The following is an 18,261-nucleotide window of genomic DNA, read 5'->3' as shown; positions in this document are numbered from 1 at the left end:
TCGCCTCCGACCCGCACCCGGAATGGTGCACTCCTGCCCGTCCCGCCCATGATATCGGCGCCGATCGCCGAGCACGGACCGTTACCGGCCCATTCGGGATGAGTACTTGACAATACTGCCCGCACGCGTATGTACTGTCGTTCTCTGAGATGTAAGTCACATATGAGAAATCTGCGCACTCTGGTTCGCTGCAACCAAGAGTCACGATCTCCTGTTCGACGTTGACGATTCTCACGGCGGCATCGAGGCCGCCGTCCTCGCCATGACGGGCGCCGAGGGCCGCAGGGCGACCAGCGGCCCGGCCCGGTCCGACCTGTGACGGCGCGGGGCCGACGGCCCGCACCGGATCCAGAAAGAGGAGGCAGGATGCGAGCACGGCAAGGGGCCGGTCCATGAACGCGGCCGTGGAGACCCGGCTGCGCCGGCCCCGCCCCGCATGGACCGGTCCGCTGCGGCGGTTCTTGTTCGGTTGGTTGGAGCAGGCGGGGACGCTGTTGGCGATCTCGTTGGAGGGGTTCCGCAAGACCTGGGATGTGCGGCGCTGGTGGGGCGAGTGGCTGGAGCAGTGCTGGTTCATCGCGCGGGTCACGACGTTGCCGGTGATGCTGATCGCGTTGCCGTTGGGCGGCACGATCGCGTTGCAGGTGGGGCAGATCGTCCGGCAGATCGGCGCGGAGTCCGGTACCGGCGCGACGGTGGTGCAGGCGTTGGTGACGCAGGTGGCGCCGATGGCGGCGGCGCTGCTGATCTCCGGGGCGGCCGGGTCGGCGATCACCTCCGACATCGGGTCGCGGCGCATCCGCGATGAGCTGGACGCGATGGAGGTGATGGGCATCAACCCGGTCCACCGGCTGGTGACGCCGCGGTTGTGGGCGGCCAGCACGGTCGGGGTGATGCTGTGCTCGCTGATCATTCTGGCGGGGATCGCCGGGGGGTTCTTCTTCAACGTGGTCCGGGAGGGGGTGACGCCCGGTTCCTACTTCGACGGCGCGACCTCGCTGCTGCAGCTGTCGGATCTGCTGATCACCTTGTTCAAGGCGTGGGTGTTCGGGTTCATCGCCGGCGCGGTGGCCTGCTGGAAGGGCATGACGTGCCGGTACGGGGCCAGCGGCGTCGGCCGCGCAGTCAACCAGGCGGCGGTGGTGGCGGCGATGCTGGTGTTCGCGGCGAACTATGTGATCTCCACCCTCGCCTACACCCTTTTCCCGCCCCGGATCTGAAAGGGGGATGTGATGACCGCGATCGTCCCGTACCGGGCGGCCCGCATCCTGCGCCGCCGGTGGATCCCACGCAACCCCGAGTTCGCCGAGTTCCTGGTCTTCTCCGGCATGGTGCTGCACCACCTGGTGGTCGACATCGCCCGCGGCAAGCACCTGAAGGCCGTGATCCGGCAGGTCAGCGACATCAGCGCCGGGGTCGGCGCGGTCGTGATGGGGCTGGGCATGGTCGTGGTGATCTTCTTCATGTCGTTCTTCACCGGCACCACGGTCGGCCTGCAGGCCATCCCGGGGCTGCAGCGGGTCGGGGTGCAGTCCCTCGCCGGGATCATCGCCAGCTACGCCAACGTCCGCGAGGTGACCCCGATCATCGCCGGGGTCGCGATGGTGTTCCAGCTGGGCGGGTCGTTCACCGCCGAGCTGGGGGCGATGCGGATCTCCGAGGAGATCGACGCCCTGGAGGTGATGGGCATCAACTCGCTGGCCTACCTGGTGTGCACCCGGCTGGCGGCGGCGCTGATCACGCTGGTCCCGCTGTATCTGCTGGCGCTGTTCGCCAGCTTCTTCGCCACCCGGATCATCTCCATCGACTTCTTCGGCATCTCGCCGGGGATCTACGACTACTACTTCCACCTGTACCTGCCGCCGATAGACGTGTTCTACAGCGTCCTGAAGGTGGTGGTGTTCACGGTGATCATCGTTTTGGTGCACTGCTTCCGCGGCTACAACGCCACCGGCGGCCCGGTCGGGGTGGGGATGGCGACCGGGCAGGCGATCCGCGAGTCGATGGTGGCGATCGTGATGGTGAACCTGCTGCTGTCCTACATCTTCTGGGGCAACGGCGGAACAGTGAGCCTGACCGGATGAGGACCGTCGATCTCACCCCCCGCACCCGCCGCCGGTTCGGCGCCCTCGGCGCCGCCCTCCTCACCGCCGCCGCACTCGCCTCCTACCTCGGCGCCCGCGACACCCACCCCGGCTCCACCTATCTGAAGGCGACGTTCGGCCGGGCCGGTGAGGGACTCGACAACCGCTCCGACGTCAAAGTCCACGGCGTCAAGGTCGGCCAGGTCGCCTCGGTGCGCCTCACCGCGGGCGGCCGCGCCAGGGTCACCCTGCGCCTGGACCGCGGTATCCGCGCGCCGGTCACCGCGCAGGCCGCGATCTCGCCGCTGTCGGTCTTCGGCCCCAAATACGTCGACCTGCGGCCGGGTCCGGGCGAGGGGAAAGGGCCGTTCCTGTCCGACGGCGCCAGCATCGCCAAGACCGTCGATCCGCAGGAGTTGACCGATGTGGCGGCGCCGACCATCGACCTGCTCGACGCGCTCGGCCCACGCGACGTCGCCACCATCATGCAGTCCCTGGGGACCGGCCTGGACGGCCGCGGAACCGAGATCGGCGGGCTGGTCGACGACTCGGCCAAGCTGCTCGGCCTGACCGCGCGCCGCAACGACACCATCGGCTCCCTCATCGGCGACGGCAGCGCCCTCGCCCACACCACCGCCCAACACGGCAACGACATCGGCCGGATGGCCGGCGACCTAAACAAGGTCCTGCCCTCCATCACCGGCAACCCCGCCCAGTTCAACAAACTCCTCGGCGGACTGGACGAATCAGCCAACACCCTCAACCAAATCCTCGCGTCCAACCCGGGCGCCGCCGGCCGGATCATCGACTCGGTCTCACCCGCCGCCGGCGTCCTCTACAAGTACCGCAGTTACTTCCCGGACCTGATCAGCAGCAGCGGGTCCATCCTGCTGCAGCTCACCGGTATCGCCACCATTCCCGGTCCCCACGGAACGCTGCTGTCGCGGGTCACCATCCACATCGATCCGAGCAGCGCGCTGTGCGACACGCTGCCCGGGGTCTGCGGGCCGATCGAGCCGGCGGTCCCGAACAAGCCGAACCCGCCGGCGAAGAGGGGGAACTGATGGCCCGCTCACGGGGACGCCGGGCGCGCACGTCGCGCGTGGACCTGCGGTCGGCGCGCAAGTTCGTGGTGTTCGGCATCGTCACGACCATCCTGACCGCCTTCATGGCGTTCCGGATCGTCGGCACGGACCTGGGCTCGGACCTGCGGTTGCGGGCGACGTTCGACGACGTCAGCGGGCTGCGCACGGGCGACCAGGTCAAGGTCGCCGGCACCCCGGTCGGGCGGGTCACCTCGGTGAAGGTCGTCGACGGGCGGGCCGCCGTCGGAATGAAGATCCGCTCGTCGCTGCGGATCCCGGCCGACTCCGCGGCGGTCATCCGGTGGAAGGACCCCATCGGCAAGCGCGAGATCTATCTGGAGACCGGGTCCAGCCGCACCGTGCTGAAGAACGGCCAGCGGCTGACCCGCACGAGGTCGGCGGCCGACCTCGGCACGCTCATCAACGACCTCGGGCCGCTGGTCGGCGGCATCGACGCCGACGAGATCAACAAGATCCTGCAGTCGTTCGCGACCGCGCTGGACGGCAACCAGGACCGGATCAACCAGATGACCGCGAACCTGGCGGCGATGCTGCGGATGCTCGGCTCCCGCAGCGGCACGATCCGCCAGATGATCGCGAACTACAAGACCGTGACGGACGCGCTGTCGGCCCGCGACCGGCAGATCGCGCAGACCATCACCAACCTCACCGACCTCACCCAGGCGTTCGCGCAGGACCGCACCGCCCTCGGCACCGCGACCACCCGGCTGGGGGACATCTCGACCAACCTGGACAAGGTGCTCGGCGGCTCGGCGCCGCAACTCGGCCGGCTGGTGCAGGGCACCGGCGACCTGATGGAGATCGCGCACCGCCGGATGGCCGACCTCGACAAAATGATCAAGAATCTGCCGGCCGCCCTGCAGGCGCTGCTGACCCTGACGGACGGCGGCAAGTTCGTGCGCGGCAACGCCCTGTGCATGAACATCGTGTACACCGACACCTGCCCGTTCCCCGAGAACCTGCCGCCCCCGCCCGCCAGCGGCTCGCGCGCCGCGTCCGCGGGCACGCCCGCGGTCGACCCCAACGAGGCGAAGCTGAGCCCGTCCCAGCAGCAGGTCTTCCAGGCGATGGTCAGGATGGCGTTCCTGGGCGGCCAGAACGGAGCCGCGAAATGAGCCGGTTGAAGGACGCGCTCGCCCGGTCGTTCCGCGACCGCAACCCCGTGGCGATCGCCGCGGTGGCGATCCCGACACTGGCCGCGCTCGTGCTGGCGGTCTACGCCTACGGCACCCTCGGCCTCTTTCAGGGCGGCTACACCGTCAGCGGCGTCTTCTCCGCCACCGGCGGCCTGCAGAAGGGCAGCGAGGTGCAACTCGCCGGCGTCAAGGTCGGCAAGGTCACCGGGATCCGCCCCGACTTCCACCACGGCCACGTCATCGTGACCTGGAAGGTCGACTCCGGCATCAGGCTCGGAACACGCATGCACGCCGACATCCGGCTGTCCAACCTGCTGGGCGGCCAATACGTCCGCCTGTCGGGACCGGTCGCCAGCCCCTACCTGACCTCACTGCCCGACGACCGGCGGCGCATCCCGCTGGAGCGCACCAGCGTCCCCTACTCGCTGACCGGAACGCTCGGCTCCGCCTCGAACATCGCCGGACGGCTGGACGCCCAGTCGGTCGACCGGCTGCTGGGCGAAGCCGCCAAGGTCAAACTGCCCTCCCAACAGGAAACCGCGAAGATGCTGGCGGACCTGCGGACGGTCAGCGCGACACTGAACGACTCCTTCCCGCAGGTCGCCGCCATCATCGCCAACAGCGGCAAGCTCAGCGGCGCACTGGCGTCCAAGGACCGGCAACTCGCGCAACTGCTCGACTACGGCGACAGCCTCCTGAAAGAACTGGTCCAGCGCCGCGACGACCTCGCCGCCGCGCTCGGCAGCGGCAGCCGCGTCGTCAAGACCCTCGACGACACCCTCGCCAAACACCAGAAGCAGCTCAACACCGTGCTCAACGACTTCCACCTCGCCGCCCAGACCCTGACCGGCGACAACCTGCCGTCCATGAACGTCGCCCTCGCCTGGTTCGGCCCCGCCTTCTACGCGCTGGGCCAGGCCGGCAGCCGGGACGGCAGATGGATGGAGGGCGGGTTCGTCGGGTTCGGGCCCGTCCAGCCCGGCGTGGTCGGCCCGCAGCCGAACTTCAACCCGCCCAACTACCCGCTCGTCCCGACGGGACAGAACGGATGAGGCCGCCGAACCGGGCGGCGGCGGCCGCGATGGCGGTCGCCCTCGTCCTCGCCCTGGGCGCGTGCTCGGTCCTCCCGGGCTTGTCGTCCCCGTCCTCCTACCACGTCACCGCCTACTTCACCCGGGCCGTCTCCTTCTACCCCGGCTCCCAGGTGCAGGTCATGGGCGTCAACGTCGGGAAGGTCGACTCGGTCACCCCGGTCAACGGCCAGGTCCGCGTCGTCGCCTCGGTCGACCGGAACGTGCCGCTGCCCGCGACCGCGACCGCCGCCATCGTGCCGCTGAGCCTGATCGGCGAGCGCACCCTGACCTTCAGCCCGGCCTGGCGCCCCGGCCTGGCGCGGCTCCCCGACGGCGCCGTGCTGCGGACCGACCGCACCCAGGTCCCCGTCGAGGTCAACGACGCCCTCAAATCGTTCGGCAAGCTCCTCGACAGCTTCGACCCGGCCAAGGCCGACGCCGCACTCGGCACCGCCGCCGGCAGCCTCAACGGCAACGGCGCCGCCTTCAACCAGGCCTTCCAGCAGGCCGGGCAGCTCGTGAACGACCTCGCCGGGCAGGACAAACAGCTCCTCCAGGTCGCGCAGAACCTCGACCGGCTCGCGAGCATCGTCCGCGGCCGGGAGAAGACGCTCGGCACGCTGGTCACGGACTTCTCCAAGGCCTCGAAGATGCTGGCCGGCGAGCGGGCGAACATCCGGACACTGGTCGAGGCGATCGCCGACCTCGCCAAGCGCGGCGACGTCCTGATCAAGATGCACCAGGACACCATCCCCGCCGACCTGGAACGGACCGCCCAGGTCAGCCTCACCCTCAAAGGAAGCGCCGAGAGCCTCGGCGGCGTGCTGCAGGCGCTGCCCAACTTCGGCTTCCAGTTCGTCAACGCCTACGAACCGAAGGACCGCGCGATCATCCTGCGGGTCACCCTCGACAACTTCGCGCGCTCCTACCTGGCCGCGGTCCTCCGCGAGCCCACCATCGACCGGAACGTGCCGTGCCCCCTCCCGCCCCCCTACTCCAACTGCCAGTAGGAGCCACCGTGAGACCGTTCCTGCTCGCCGGCGCGCTCGTCCTCTGCGGCCTGCTGTGCGGCTGCTCGATCCAGACACTGCACGCGCCCAAGGGACCGCTGTCCCTCACCGCCGACTTCACCGACGTGCAGAACCTCGTCACCGGGCACAGCGTCAAGGTCGCGGACGTGGCGGTCGGCTCCGTCACGAAGATCAGCCTGGTCGACACCGGGCAGGGCTACCGGTCGCGGGTCACCATGTCGATCAAGGACGGGGTGCACATCCCGGCCGGGACGACCGCCAAGGTCACCACGACCTCGCTGCTCGGCGAGAACTACGTGCAGCTCCAGCCGCCCCCGGGCCGGGCACTGGACCAGGGCCCCTTCCTCGCCGACCACGCCCGGATCGCCGAGACCACCACCAGCCCCGGGTTCGAGGACATCGTCGGCAAGGCCGCGCCGCTGGTCGGCGCCCTCGCCGACGGCGACGCCCCCGGCCTCGTGAACACCATGGGCACCGCGTTCGCGGGACGCGGCCCCGAGCTCAACGCGATGATCGTCAACGCGGACACGCTGCTGAAGACCTTCGGCGAGCGGCGCGCGGAACTGGGCCGGGCCGTGGACGACCTCGCCGAACTCGGGAGCAGCCTGGCGGCGCACGAGGACTCACTGAAGCGGCTGCCCGGCCGGCTCGCGGACGCCACGAAGCTGCTGGCCGACGACCGGCAGAAGATCCTCACCGCGGTGCACTCGCTGTCCGACCTGGCGCGGACGGTGAACGACACGGTCCTCATCGGCCACACCGACCAGCTCCGCCGGCTCCTCGAGCAGATGGGGCCCACGTTCCAGGTGCTGGCCTCCGACAAGACGAGACTCGGCGATTTGATCAACCGCGTCCAGGAGTTCGTCTCCCGGATGCCGCGGCAGGTCTACAACGGGCAGCTGCTCACCTACCCGGTGCTCGACTTCAACGGGTCGGCGACCCGGGGCGGCGGGCGGTCGCCGTCGTCGCTGGCCGACCTCGTCCGGATGCTGGGGCCGCAGCGATGACCCGCCGGATCAGGGTCAACCTGGCGGTGTTCACGCTGCTCGCCCTCGTCCTGACGGTGTGGGCGGTGCGCAACGTGCTCGGGTTCGACCCGTTCTCGCGCCCGTACGCAATCAGCGCGCAGTTCTCCGACTCGCGCGGGCTCCAGCCCGGCTTCGACGTGACCTATCTCGGCGTCGCCATCGGCAAGATCCACTCGGTCCGGCTGGAGGGGACGACGGTCGTCGTCCGCCTCGCCATCGACAAGGGCCGGCAGGTCCCGCAGGGCGTCACCGCCACCGCCGCGCTCAAGTCCGCCATCGGCGAACCGTACGTCGACCTGGAGCCCGCCGGCGGCCGGGCGAACGCGCCCGCGATGCGCCCCGGCGACGTCATCCCCCGGTCCAGGACGAGCGTCAGCGAGAGCTACGGCGACCTGTTCGCGTCCGTCACCAAGGCCATCAACGGGCTGAACCCGGAGAACCTCAAGATCGTCACGCGGGAGCTGGCGCAGGGGCTGGACGGGCGCGGCGACACCCTCCGGCTCACCGTCGACGGCGCCTCCCAACTCGCCCGCACCTTCGCCGGCAACACCGGCACCCTCGACAGCCTGATCACCAATCTCGGCACGCTGACGGGCGTGCTCGCCGGCAAGCGCGCCGACCTCGCCACCGGGATCGCCAGCACCGCCGACGTCACCTCCGCGCTCGCGGACGTCGACGACTCCCTCGCCCGGATCCGCGACACCACCCCCGACCTGCTGACGCGGACCGCGAAGCTGCTGCGCGAGTCGAAACCCGCCGCCCAGTGCATGCTCGGCGCGCTGGGCGGGGCGCTGCCGTCGCTGCTGACACCCGGCAACGTCGACGCCCTCTCCAGAGGGCTGCAGTGGTCGCCGCAGCTGGCGTCCGCCATGAGGGGCGTCATCACCTTCGTCAACGGCAAGCCGAACCTCAACCTGAGGTTCATCCTCACGCTGACCCCGGTCAAGTCGGCGATCGAGTACCGCGACCTCACCCCGCTGCCCACGATCCCGGCCATCCCGACCTGCCCGGGGGTCGATCTGCCCCGCCGGCAGATCCCGCCGATGAAGAAGACCGAGACGGCCGCGACCACCCGACCGGACGCGCAGGCCACCGCCACCACCCCGGCCGGGATCACGGCCCGCAACACCGCGGGCGGCACGCACCACGACCCCGAGTGGTGGCTCATCTACGTCCCGCCGGTCGTGGCGGGCCTGGTGCTGCTGCGCGTCGCCATGAGCATGCTCGGGCTGGCCTGGCGCCGGCCCTGGAGGAGGAGAGGCCAGTGACAGCCAAGGCATCCGGCACCCGGACGGCCGACGACGACGCCCCCGCCGTCCACGAGTACGACCGGACCTACGTCATCGTCAGGACGAAGGGCAAACGCAAGGCCACCGAGCGCCAGGACCCCGAGGCACCGTCGGACGAGCCGACGGACGAGTCGGCAGACGAGCCGGACGACGCAGAGCCACCGGACGACGCAGAGCCAAAGGACGCGGAGCCGGACGACGCGGAGCCGAAGACCAAGGAGTCGAAGACCAAGGAGTCGAAGACCAAGGAGCCGAAGGACGCGGAGCCGGAGAAGCGGCGGGCGCGCCGGTCCCGGCCGGTCGCTCCGGCGCCCGCCGGCCGGAGGATCCCCAAGATCGCGCCCGAGGTGTGGGCCGCGTCCCTCGCGAGCAGGACGGCCGTCACGGTGAGCCGCCGCAGGTCCGTGACGGCGCGGATCCTGGCGATCGTGCCCCTCGTCGCCCTGGTGGCCGTGACCGTGCTCCTCTACACCGTCTGGCAGGGGAAGGACGACCTCTCCAAGGACGCCCAGCAGCGGCGCAGCCTCGCCGGCAGCGCCGGCAAGGTCGCGAGCGTCTTCTTCAACTGGGACTACCAGCACATGTCCCAGTCGTTCGCCGCGAAGTACCCGCTGCTCACCAAGGCGGCCGCCGACGCCATCCGGCCGACGGCCGCCACCCTCACCAGCTACTTCACCGCCAACAAGGTCAGCTCCAAGGCCGCCATCACCGGCATCTATCCGGGGGAGGTCAAGAACCGTGCGGCGAACGTCATGGTCGTCATCAACACCAAGGTGACGACGGACAAGACCGTCCAGAGCAACACCGGCGCCACGGTCGCCCTCAGCATGAAGCTCGTCTCGGGCAAGTGGCTGGCCGGTAATATCACTCTGCTGAGCCAAGGGGTGGAATCCGCGACCGACGAGAACGGCAAGCCGCTCTCCGGCGGCACCGGCTCCGGACTGCCGGGCGCCCTTCCCTCGGCTCGACCGGCGCAGTGACGTGCGCGGCCCGGGGGCGGGTGCCGCCGCGCGCCGGCGTCACCGAGGCGCAACCGAAGTCGGCTTCCCGGCCCCGATCGGGCCGTTCGCTGTGAGAGGGACTGATGCGCACGCATGGGTGGCGGGGGAATCCTCCTCGCGACGACGACGAGGCCCGGCGCAGGATCATCGAGGCCATGATCCGGTGCGTGGACCGGTACGGCGCGCGCAAGACCGGCTTCACCCAGGTCGCGGAGGAACTTGGCGTCACCCGGGCGACGGTCTACCGGTACTACCGCAACATCGAGGACCTGATGAAGGCCACGGGGTTCGCCGCCGCCGCCGAGTTCGAGGCGCGGATGGCGGCCGACATCGAGTCCCTGACCGATCCGGTCCACATCATCGTCGAGGTCTTCGCCCGCGCGGTCGAGCAGCTGCCGCGCGAACCCTACGTCGGGATGGTCTTCATCGCGGGTCATGCGACCGGTCTGGGCTCCGACATCCTCTCGCCCGGCGCCCTCGCCGAGATGAAGACCTTCCTGCGGCGGTTGAACATCGACTGGGCCGCCCTCGGCTACGACGACGACGAACTCGGCAGCCTCGCCGAACTGTTCATGCGGCTGCTGTACTCCTACCTCTCCGTGCCGGAGGCCACCATCGGCGATCCGCGCCCGTTCCTTCGCCGCTGGCTCCAGCCGATGCTGCTCGCCGGGTCCCGGCGGACGTCCGGAGCGGGCCTCAATCCTGCAGTGAATCCTCGCTGACCAGGGGATCGTGGGCACGGCCGGCGATGAACAGCATGGCGATGAGGGCCGCCGCCACGGCGCAGATCCCGACGATGAGGTAGCCGACCGAGTAGGCGCCGCCGAGGGCGTGGAAGGCGGTGTCCTTCAGCGGGTTGAACGGCACTTTCGTCCCGTCGGGAAGGGTGATCGTGGCGGGCACTCCGTTGGCTCCCAGCGGGCCCGAGTTGACGGCGCCGATCGCACTTTCGACCGCCTGCCGCTGGCTTTCCGGGGTGCTCGCCGCGGAGGCGTTGAACTTCTGCAGGGCCGCTGACAGGGCCGGGTTGGCGGCGACCTTCGCGCTGATCTCGTCGGCCGCGCGGCTGAGCGCGATGGCGCCGACGACGGCCGGGCCGAGGGTGAAGCCGAAGTCGCGCAGCAGGCTCGCCCAGCCGGCGGCCATCCCGGCGAGGTGGTTGGGGACGGTGTTGATGACCACGGCGGTGACCGCCGTGAGCGCGAACGCGACGCCGGCGCCGGCGATGACCAGCGGCGGGAGGAGGACGCCGATCGAGTGGTGCTCGATGGAGACCGACGCCATCCAGAAGTCGCCGGCCGCGATGAGGAGCAGGCCCGCGCCGAGCACCCACTTGGGGTTGTACCGCTCGATCAGGCGCGAGGCGATCGGCACCTGGATCAGCGCGGACACGCCGTTGAAGACCACGAAGGCGAGCGAGGCAGAAAGCGGGGTGAAGCCCTGGATGGCCGTCAACCGGATGCTCGTGATGTAACCGGTGCCCAGGTAGGCGAACATGCCGACCACGGTCGCGCCCGCGGCGATGGAGAAGCTGCGGTTGGCGAAGAGGTCCATCTGGAGCAGGGGAGACGCGGAGCGGCGCTCGACGGCGACGAAGAGCGCGCCGAAGACGACGGTGCATCCGAACCCGGCGAGGACCTCCGCGCTTCCCCAGCCGCTGGTCGGTCCCTGGATGACCGCGAAGAGCAGGCCGAGGACCGACAGCGCGATGGTGATCTGGCCCGGCCAGTCGAAGGCCCGCCCCTCCGGTGCGGAGGAGTCCTGCGCGACCGTCGCGGCGAGGACCGCGGCGGCGACGGCGAGCACGGCCACCGCGATGAACGTCCACTTCCAGCCGGCGTTGGCGTTCGAGCCGAAGCCCCATTGCGCGGTGACGCCGCACACGACCGGTGACACCACGCTGCCCATCGACAGCGACGCCGCCCAGACGGACAGGCCCCGGGCCCGTGCCCGGGCGGTGTGCGTGCCTGCGGCCACCATGGCCAGCGTGGTCGGGATGACCGCGGCGGCGCCGATGCCGGCGAGGATCTGCCCCGTCCACATCACGGCCAGGCGGGTGCCGTGGGAGGTTCCGGTCCCGGGCGTCAGGACGCACACCAGGAAGCCGGCGGCCACGAGCACGGCGCCGCCCACGAGCAGCCGGCGGCGCCCGAACATGTCGCCGAGCAGCCCGAAGGTGAGCTCCAGGACGGTGACGGGCACCAGGAAGGCGTCGGTGATCCAGGTCAGTTCGGACGCCGAGGTGCCGAAGTCCAGCTGGAACAGGCCGTTGAGGCTGGCCGGGACGGTGAGCGCGAACTGCGCCATGAAGACGCAGAACGCGGCGGCGAGCAGGGTCCCGACCGCGAGTCCCGGACGCGGACGGGCGGTGCCGGCGGAAACCGGAGTGGGGACGGACGGGGCGACGGCTTCGCCGGCCTCGATCGAGGGGTTCTCCATGGCTGGTTCCTTTCGTCGCGCTGGAGCGCGACGGGTGAGGGGTGCGGCCGTGGCCGGGTGGGAACGGTCAGCAGCGCCCCGGAGCTGCGGACCACCCGGCACAGGCGGGGGCGGCCGGCGGAGAGAGGAAGGGAGCGTCGAGGGTCAGTGCCCGGGGTTCGGTGTGATGACGAAGTTGCTGAAGCCGCCGTGGCGGACCTCGATGTTGTTCATCGCCTGGTTCACGTCGTCGAGGGGGAAGACGTGGTGCCGCAGCGGCGAGAGGTCCAGCGAGCCCGCCCCGACCATGTCGGCCATGTGCTGGCCCTCGCCGGCGGTGAACCAGACGGACCCCCGGACGGTCTGGTCCATGTCCATCATCCGGTGCAGGTCGAGGGGCACCTCGCCGGCGACGGCCCCGATGTTGACCGCGACGCCGCCGCGGCTCAGCGCGCGCACTCCCTGCTGGAGGGTCTCGTGGGGCGCGCCCGGCCCGAGCGCGTCGATGTAGACGTCGACCCCGGCCCCGCCGGTGCGCTCCGCGATCCACTCGTCGACGGGGCCGTCCAGCAGCGAGTGCAGCCGGAACCGCCCGGGGGCGAGCTTGTCGATCTCCTCGAGGAGTCCGCGGTCGCGTCCGGTCCCGTACAGGGTGGTGATCCCGAGCGCCGGCGCGAGCAGGGCCGCGGCGATGCCGAGCGTTCCGGTGATGCCGTTGACCAGGACGCTGCGTCCGGGCCCGGCCCCGGCCTTGCGGAGCGCGGAGTACATCGTGCCGAGGTAGCCGAAGCGGGCGGCGGCCTCGAAGGAGAGCGAGGCCGGAATCTTCACCAGCGACCGCGACGGCGCGATCATGTAATCCGCCAGGCCGCCCTGGTACCGGTCGAGCAGCCCCATCGAGGTGGCGGAGAACCCGAAGTAGCCGGAGAAGGCGAAGCTCGCGCACTGGACCAGCCGCCCCTCCCGGCAGGCGCGGCACCCGCCGCAGGAGCGGCCCGGGTTGACGTAGACGCGGTCCCCGACCGAGAAGCCCTCGACCGCGGGCCCGACCTCCTCGATCACGCCGGCCGGGTCCAGGCCGAAGATCGCCGGAAGCGTGGGCAGGGGGTTCATGGGGAACCAGGTCGTCCAGTTGCTCAGGATGTTGGCGAGGTTCGGCACGATGTTCACCGCCCGCACGGCGACCAGGACGTCCGCCGGGCCGGGGACGGGAACCGGTACCTCTTCGAGCCGCATGGGACGGCCGACCTCGTGGAGTCGCGCGGCGCGCATGGTCCTGGTCACGATGAGCTGCTCCTTCGCAGAGAACGGGGTGGTGGGCGCTCGCGGGTCCGGCCGCGCCGGGGTCGCCGAGACCCCGTCGCGCCGGGCGGCGCCGTTCGCGCGGGCTGCGCCCGGGTCAGCGGGCGTGGCCCATGAGGACGACGAAGATGGTGGCCGGCCTGTCGGAGGGGACGCGCCAGGCGTGCCGGGTGGCGTTCTGGATGACGAGGTCGCCGGGGTGAAGCGTCGTGGTGGCGCCGTCGTCGAGTTCGAGGACGACGGTGCCGTCCAGGACCACCACGTAGTCCACCGTCGGGGTGGTGTGCATGCCGGGCGCGTCGGGTTCGAAGAGATCCGCGAGTCCGGGGTTGTGCTTCACGTTCTCGGCCGCCGCCGCCACGGGGTCGAAGGCAGGATCCCCGAAGACGCTGTCCGGGGGGAAGGTGACCGTCATCGCGATCGTCTCTCCCGGGCCCGGCACGAAGCTCGCCGGCGGTTCGCCAGGGCCGTCGGCCCGGGGGACCGGGGGCGCTCCGGTGGTCCACACCAGCGAGTGGGCGAACCCCGGAGTGTGCCGGTAGGGCACCTGCCGCAGTTCCCCGTCGTTGCTGATCACCGAACGCCCGGTGCCGCTGACGGCGGTGACGACTCGACGCACCATGGTCTCTCCTTTCGAGAGGCGTCAGGCCTCTTCGAACTTCCGCTGCCACTCTTCGACCGTCATGAACGTGGGGTCGGCGCGGCAGATCCGTTCCGTCTCGGCCCAGATCTCGCCGTCAGGACGGCCGAGGTCCAGCGGGTCGCCGTGCGGCTGCGCCACGTACCACGGCGTGTCGAGGTAGACCTCGACGGTGTTGTCCTCGATGTCGGAGAAGTAGATGGACAGCGCGTTGCCGTGGTTGAGCCCGCGCAGGTTCGTCGCACCGGCGGCCTCCGCGCGCCGCCGGCTCTCCCGCAGCGCGTCCAGGTCCTTGACCTTGAAGGAGATCTGCATGACGGTGCTCGGGTCGTTCGCGCCGCGGCCGGAGGCGAGCGCCAGCTGGTGGTGCTGCCGGGGACTGCCCGACATGAAGGCGATGGTGAAGGGCATGGTGTGGCCCTCGCCCCGGTCGGTCACCTTCATCCCGAAGACGCCGGAGTAGAACGCGACCATGGCGTCGAGATCGCGGCAGAAGACCCCGAAGTGGGAGAGGACCGGACCGGTCTCCGTACTGGTTTGAGACATGTGTGCTGTTCCTGTCGTGGATCTGTGCCGCCGGCTCAGCGCTGGCCGTCGTGGACGGAGACCGCCTCCTTGGCCAGGCCGCCCAGGCGGGAGTGCACCCTGCCGCCATCGGCCATGACCAGCCCGAACAGGATCTCATTGGGCCGCGGAGCGTCCTGGACGCCGACCTCCATCACGTTGTAATGACTGCGGACGTAAGCGGCATGGACGTAGTGCAGCGGCACCATCAGCCGGTAGCCGGTGGCCGCCACGGCCTTCGCGGAGGGCACGATGGCCTTCGGTTCGCCGAGGACGGCGCGCATGCCCCAGCCTCCGGCCTCGTGCCACACGGCGCCGTGCTCCAGTTCCCCGTTCACGCCGACGATGGCCGCCTTGCCGTAGGCCTCCACCCGGCCGGTACCGCCGAGCGCGTCGACCAGCTCGCCGGCGAGCTCGGACCCGAGCGGTCTGAGCGCGGCCATGAAAGGGGTGAGGTCCTCGACGTACCGGCCGGCGTAGGGGTTGGCGACCACCGCGGTCGCGGCGGCCAGCCGCAGCGGCCGCTCGGCCGCGGGCCCGAACTCATGGAAGACCGTCTCGACGGTGAGCCCGCGCTTGCGGACCTTCACCGGCTCGCCGCCGGTCTCCTCGGCGCGCGCGGTCATGCCTGCTGCGCCACCGGGTTGCGGAGGACGCCGATCCCCTCGATCTCCACCTCGACGACGTCCCCGGGCTTCATGAAGCGGGGAGGCTTGCGGCTGAAGCCCACGCCGGCGGGGGTGCCGGTGACGATCACGTCTCCGGGGCTGAGGGTGAAGATGGTCGAGGCGTAGGCGATGAGCTGCGGGACGTCGAAGATCATCTGGCCGGTGTCCCCGGACTGGACGACCTCGTCGTTCAGCCTGGTCTCCAGCTTGAGCACCTGTCCGGGCGCGATCTCGTCGCCGGTGACCATCCAGGGGCCGAACCCGCCCGTGGACTCGAAGTTCTTGCCGGCGGCGATCTGCTTGGCGTGGAACTGGAAGTCGCGCACGGACGCGTCGTTGTAGCAGCTGTAGCCGGCGACGTGGTCCCAGGCCGACTCGGCGGGGATGTCGCGTCCGCCGCGGCCGATGATGACGGCCAGCTCGCCCTCCCAGTCCAGGCTCTCCGAGGCCTTGGGCCGGATGATCGGCTGCCCGTGGGCGACCTGGGAGCGCCACACCCGCAGGAACACGGGCGGGAACTCCGAAAGCTCGCGCTTCAGGCCCGCGGCGACGGCCTCCTGGTGGTGGTCCATGTAGTTGCGGACGCTGCACACGATCTTCTCCGGGCGGGGGATCACCGGCAGCAGGGTGACCTCGCTCAGGGGGACGGCGGTGCCCTGCGCGATGAGGGCGTCGCGCTTCGCGTAGTCCGCACTCCCGACGAAGGACGCCAGCGTCGGGTGGCCGCTTGCGTCGGTCAGGTCGATGACGGTGTCGTCGACCACGGCGCCGAAGCGCTCCTGATCGGCGTGGCGGTAGGACGCGAGCTTCATGACGACTCCTCGGGAGACGGATCGTGGCTTCCTCGGCGACCGCGAGCTGCGGCTTCTCCGGATGCTACGACATTTTGTGCACAAGATGAAGTCCATGCACACTTGATCAGTCACCCCGCTGTGACCAGCGGCATTAGCCGGCGACCCGGTTTTCATGCATAGAATCCAGTTATGAGCAGCGTTACGGCATCGCCGCCCCTGGTCGACCAGGCGGCAGATCGGTTGCGCCAGGACCTGCTGTCGGGCGTCCACGAGCCCGGCTCCAAGCTCAAGGTCGAACTGCTCCGGACCCGCTACGGCTACTCCAGCAGCCCGCTGCGGGAGGCCCTGAACAGGTTGACGCAGGAGGGCCTCGTCGTCGCCGACCAACGGCGCGGCTTCCGCGTGGCCCCCATGTCCGCGGAGGACTTCGCGGACATCACGCGACTGCGCCTCCTACTCGACCTCCAGGCGCTCGAGGAGTCCATCGAGCACGGCGACGACGAGTGGGAGGTCCGCTCGGTCTCCGCGTTCTACCGGCTCCAGAAGATCGAGGCCCGGCTCCCCGAGGGACCGCTGGTGCTCAACGCCGAATGGAGCGCTCGGCACAAGGACTTCCACATGGCCCTACTGTCGGCCACGCCCTCGCCGAGGCTGCTCGGGCTCTGCTCCAACCTCTTCGATCAGGCCGAGCGCTACCGGAGGTTCTCCGCCAAGTACCGGACGGAGCGCAGGGCCAAGTCCGACGAGCACCAGGCGATCCTGGACGCGACCGTCGAGCGCAACAAGACGGAAGCCGTCACGCTCCTGACGAACCACATCGTCCGTACGCGGGAAAGCGTGGCCGCCATCCAGCGGCAAAGGGACGCCGCCGAACAAAGCGCCAGCTGACTTTTTCGCCGACGGTGCGCCGCAGGTCGTCGGGGACGAACTGCGGCGCCGCATCGTCACCGGCCCAAGATCTCGCGGACCCAGGCGTCGTCCTCGCCGAGACGCGGCGGGGCGAGCCGGTAGGCGGGCGGGGTCGCGGTGAGCCGGATCGGGTTGGCGACCTGGGCGGCGGGGCGGTCCCGGCGCGGGTCGTCCACCTGAACGGCGGGTGCGAGGCCGAGCCGGGTGCCGAGGTCGAAGGCCTCGGCCAGGTCGTTGATGGGGCCGCACGGCACGCCGGCGTCGGAGACGGCGGTGAACCATTCGTCGGCGGTCCGGGTCCGCAGCGTCGCCGAGAGCGCTTCGACGAGGGTTTCGCGGTTGGCGACGCGGTCGGTGTTGGTGGCGTAGCGGGGATCGGCGGCCAGGTCCTCGCGGCCGAGAACGGTGCACAGGGCGCGGTACTGGCGGTCGTTGCCGGCGGCGATCACGATGGCGCGGTCGGCGGCCGGGAAGACCTCGTAGGGGACGATGCTGGGGTGGCGGTTGCCCATCGCCTTCGGCACCGCTCCGGCGGCGACGTAGGCGGACGCCTGGTTGGTCAGCGCCGACAGCAGCGAGGACAGCAGTGACACTTCCACGTGCTGGCCCTCGCCGGTGCGGTCGCGGTGCCGGAGCGCGGCGAGGATGCCGGTGGCGGCGTGCAGGCCGGTGATGACGTCGACGAGCGCGACACCGGCCTTGGTGCCCTCGCCGCCGGGCTCGCCGGTGACGCTCATCAGCCCGCCGACGGCCTGGGCGATGAGGTCGTAGCCGGGCAGGTCGGCGCCTTTGCCGGGGCCGAACCCGGTGATGGAGCAGTAGACGACCGCGGGGTTCAGTTCCCGCGCGTGCTCGTAGCCCAGGCCGAGCCGGTCCATGGCGCCGGGCCGGAAGTTCTCGATGATGACGTCCGCGCGGGCGACCAGGCGGCGGGCGACATCGCGCTCCGACCCGTCGCGCAGGTCGAGGGCGATCGACCGCTTGTTGCGGTTGACGGCGAGGAAGTAGGTGGCGTCCCCGTCCGCCGAGTGGGGCGGACCCCACGAGCGGGTGTCGTCGCCCGCGCCGGGCCGCTCGATCTTGACGACGTCGGCGCCGAGGTCGGCCATCAGCATCGTGGCGTACGGCCCGGCGAGCACCCGGCTGAAATCGGCGACCAGCAGCCCCTCCAGCGCCCCGCTGCCCATGCGCACCCCTCCTTGGATCTGGATATTGGAT

18 protein-coding genes are annotated in these 18,261 nt (G+C 70.5%); 11 read left to right on the top strand and 7 right to left on the bottom strand.

Features of this window, described 5'->3' with window-relative positions; translation table 11 throughout:
- The first annotated feature begins 392 nt into the window (after window positions 1–392).
- The 10 genes from ABD296_RS01120 to ABD296_RS01075 all read left to right on the top strand — a co-directional run bounded on the left by ABD296_RS01120 (window position 393) and on the right by ABD296_RS01075 (window position 10,470).
- Window positions 393–1,220, top strand: a complete 828-nt coding sequence (locus ABD296_RS01120; RefSeq protein WP_344260321.1) for an MlaE family ABC transporter permease — start codon at window positions 393–395, stop codon at window positions 1,218–1,220.
- Window positions 1,221–1,232: 12 nt separating this feature from the next.
- A complete protein-coding gene (locus tag ABD296_RS01115; RefSeq protein WP_344260319.1) occupies window positions 1,233–2,084 on the top strand; it encodes an ABC transporter permease in 852 nt (283 codons plus the stop codon).
- Complete coding sequence (locus ABD296_RS01110) at window positions 2,081–3,148, top strand: MCE family protein (protein ID WP_344260317.1); 1,068 nt, start codon at window positions 2,081–2,083, stop codon at window positions 3,146–3,148. Before ABD296_RS01115 ends, ABD296_RS01110 begins: the two co-directional genes overlap by 4 nt.
- Window positions 3,148–4,305, top strand: coding sequence for an MCE family protein (locus tag ABD296_RS01105; protein WP_344260315.1), 1,158 nt, complete (start codon window positions 3,148–3,150; stop codon window positions 4,303–4,305). The genes ABD296_RS01110 and ABD296_RS01105 overlap by 1 nt, the downstream gene beginning before the upstream one ends.
- Entirely contained in the window at window positions 4,302–5,378 is a 1,077-nt protein-coding gene (locus ABD296_RS01100; protein WP_344260313.1) for an MlaD family protein, read from the top strand. The genes ABD296_RS01105 and ABD296_RS01100 overlap by 4 nt, the downstream gene beginning before the upstream one ends.
- Window positions 5,375–6,409 (top strand): MCE family protein, encoded by a 1,035-nt coding sequence (locus tag ABD296_RS01095; RefSeq protein WP_344260311.1) that lies wholly within the window; start codon window positions 5,375–5,377, stop codon window positions 6,407–6,409. The genes ABD296_RS01100 and ABD296_RS01095 overlap by 4 nt, the downstream gene beginning before the upstream one ends.
- A gap of 8 nt (window positions 6,410–6,417) precedes the next feature.
- Window positions 6,418–7,437 (top strand): MCE family protein, encoded by a 1,020-nt coding sequence (locus tag ABD296_RS01090; RefSeq protein ID WP_344260308.1) that lies wholly within the window; start codon window positions 6,418–6,420, stop codon window positions 7,435–7,437.
- Window positions 7,434–8,726, top strand: coding sequence for an MCE family protein (locus ABD296_RS01085; protein WP_344260306.1), 1,293 nt, complete (start codon window positions 7,434–7,436; stop codon window positions 8,724–8,726). The genes ABD296_RS01090 and ABD296_RS01085 overlap by 4 nt, the downstream gene beginning before the upstream one ends.
- Window positions 8,723–9,727, top strand: a complete 1,005-nt coding sequence (locus tag ABD296_RS01080; protein WP_344260304.1) for a prolipoprotein diacylglyceryl transferase — start codon at window positions 8,723–8,725, stop codon at window positions 9,725–9,727. The genes ABD296_RS01085 and ABD296_RS01080 overlap by 4 nt, the downstream gene beginning before the upstream one ends.
- A 104-nt stretch (window positions 9,728–9,831) precedes the next feature.
- Window positions 9,832–10,470: a TetR/AcrR family transcriptional regulator gene (locus ABD296_RS01075; RefSeq protein WP_344260302.1), complete on the top strand. Its 639-nt coding sequence runs from the start codon at window positions 9,832–9,834 to the stop codon at window positions 10,468–10,470.
- Here the strand turns inward: ABD296_RS01075 and ABD296_RS01070 are convergent.
- The 6 genes from ABD296_RS01070 to ABD296_RS01045 form a co-directional block, all read right to left on the bottom strand.
- Window positions 10,445–12,187 (bottom strand): MFS transporter, encoded by a 1,743-nt coding sequence (locus tag ABD296_RS01070; RefSeq protein ID WP_344260300.1) that lies wholly within the window; start codon window positions 12,185–12,187, stop codon window positions 10,445–10,447. The two genes, ABD296_RS01075 and ABD296_RS01070, sit on opposite strands and share 26 nt — an antisense overlap.
- A gap of 144 nt (window positions 12,188–12,331) precedes the next feature.
- A complete protein-coding gene (locus tag ABD296_RS01065; RefSeq protein ID WP_344260298.1) occupies window positions 12,332–13,450 on the bottom strand; it encodes an alcohol dehydrogenase catalytic domain-containing protein in 1,119 nt (372 codons plus the stop codon).
- 115 nt (window positions 13,451–13,565) lie between these two features.
- A complete protein-coding gene (locus ABD296_RS01060; protein ID WP_344260296.1) occupies window positions 13,566–14,090 on the bottom strand; it encodes a cupin domain-containing protein in 525 nt (174 codons plus the stop codon).
- A gap of 21 nt (window positions 14,091–14,111) precedes the next feature.
- The gene (locus tag ABD296_RS01055) at window positions 14,112–14,654 is read right to left on the bottom strand and encodes a VOC family protein (protein WP_344260294.1); all 543 of its coding nucleotides are present in this window, start codon (window positions 14,652–14,654) and stop codon (window positions 14,112–14,114) included.
- 35 nt (window positions 14,655–14,689) lie between these two features.
- A complete protein-coding gene (locus tag ABD296_RS01050; protein ID WP_344260292.1) occupies window positions 14,690–15,298 on the bottom strand; it encodes an amino acid synthesis family protein in 609 nt (202 codons plus the stop codon).
- Complete coding sequence (locus tag ABD296_RS01045) at window positions 15,295–16,152, bottom strand: fumarylacetoacetate hydrolase family protein (protein WP_344260290.1); 858 nt, start codon at window positions 16,150–16,152, stop codon at window positions 15,295–15,297. The genes ABD296_RS01050 and ABD296_RS01045 overlap by 4 nt, the downstream gene beginning before the upstream one ends.
- Before the next feature lie 171 nt (window positions 16,153–16,323).
- Between ABD296_RS01045 and ABD296_RS01040 the strand changes: the two genes are divergently transcribed.
- A complete protein-coding gene (locus tag ABD296_RS01040; RefSeq protein WP_344260288.1) occupies window positions 16,324–17,022 on the top strand; it encodes a GntR family transcriptional regulator in 699 nt (232 codons plus the stop codon).
- 56 nt (window positions 17,023–17,078) lie between these two features.
- On the opposite strand, the gene ABD296_RS01035 is transcribed toward ABD296_RS01040, so the two are convergent.
- On the bottom strand, window positions 17,079–18,230 hold the full coding sequence (locus tag ABD296_RS01035; RefSeq protein ID WP_344260286.1) for a CaiB/BaiF CoA transferase family protein: 1,152 nt from the start codon (window positions 18,228–18,230) through the stop codon (window positions 17,079–17,081).
- Window positions 18,231–18,261: the final 31 nt, after the last annotated feature.

It is taken from the genome of Actinomadura napierensis, assembly GCF_039529375.1.
GTDB classification, from domain to species: Bacteria; Actinomycetota; Actinomycetes; order Streptosporangiales; family Streptosporangiaceae; genus Spirillospora; species Spirillospora napierensis.
The sequence above is the reverse complement of the archived record's forward strand: the minus strand, read 5'-3'. Positions and strand labels throughout refer to the sequence as shown.